The sequence below is a fragment of the Microbispora sp. ZYX-F-249 genome (genome assembly GCF_039649665.1).
Taxonomy (GTDB): Bacteria; Actinomycetota; Actinomycetes; order Streptosporangiales; family Streptosporangiaceae; genus Microbispora; species Microbispora maris.
Genome location: NZ_JBDJAW010000146.1, coordinates 1 through 890 on the forward strand (window position 1 = coordinate 1; position 890 = coordinate 890).

General features: G+C 69.1%; 1 protein-coding gene. It reads right to left on the reverse strand.

All coding sequences use genetic code 11. The features are described from left to right. Window positions 1-7: 7 nt before the first annotated feature. Window positions 8-822, reverse strand: a protein-coding gene (locus AAH991_RS40140; RefSeq protein ID WP_428834101.1) for an IS5 family transposase whose coding sequence is annotated in 2 segments (ribosomal slippage) — window positions 8-468 and window positions 468-822 — 816 coding nt in all. Because the reading frame shifts where the segments join, the coding sequence is not laid out codon by codon here. Between the last annotated feature and the right edge of the window lie 68 nt (window positions 823-890).

Genomic DNA, 890 nt, shown 5'->3' on the forward strand with positions numbered 1-890 from the left:
AGAGCTCCTAACGCAATGAGCCGAGGCGGCGCCAGCAGATCAGGGCGCAGCCGATGCTGAGGAAGGCGCGGTGGATGTCCTCGCGGACTTCCCAGCGGATGCGGAGCCTGCGGAAGCTGTGCAGCAAGGCGATGGCCTGCTCGACGACCCAGCGCTGTTTGCCCAGGCCGGAGCCGTGCTCGGTGCCGCGTCGGGCGATCTGCGGGCGCACGCCCAGTGCCCGGACGAGCCGACGGTACTTGTCGTGGTCGTAGCCGCGGTCACCGAGAACGACATCGGGGCGTCGGCGGGGCCGGCCGCGCTTGCCGCGGACGGGCGGGATGGCCTCCAGCAGCGGCACGAGCTGGGTGACGTCGTTGCGGTTGCCGCCGGTCAGGGTGAACGCGAGCGGGATGCCGGTGGCGTCGGTGATCAGGTGGTGCTTGCTGCCCGGGCGGCCTCGGTCGACTGGGCTCGGGCCGGTCTGCGCCCCCCTTTTAGCGCTCTGACGTGGGAGGAGTCCACGACAGCGCGGGAGAAGTCGAGCGTGTCGGCGGCGCGCAGGCGATCGAGCAGGACCTCATGCAGGCGTTGCCAGACCCCGGCCTTCTGCCACTCGGCCAGGCGTCGCCAGCAGGTCATGCCTGAGCCGTAGCCCAGTTCCTGCGGCAGGTGCTCCCAGGCGATGCCGGTGTGCAGAACGAACAAGATGCCCTGCAGCACCTGGCGGTCATCCAGCCGCTTGCGGCCCGGGTAGCGGGTCCGGCGCTGGTGCTTGGGCAGCAATGGCTCGATGACCGCCCATAACTCGTCGCTGACCTCCCACGGCTTCAGCCGCGCCACCTGCCACTCCTCTCGCCGACTACAGCGAGAGATCAAACCACAACGGAGATCATTCTGTTAGGAGGTCT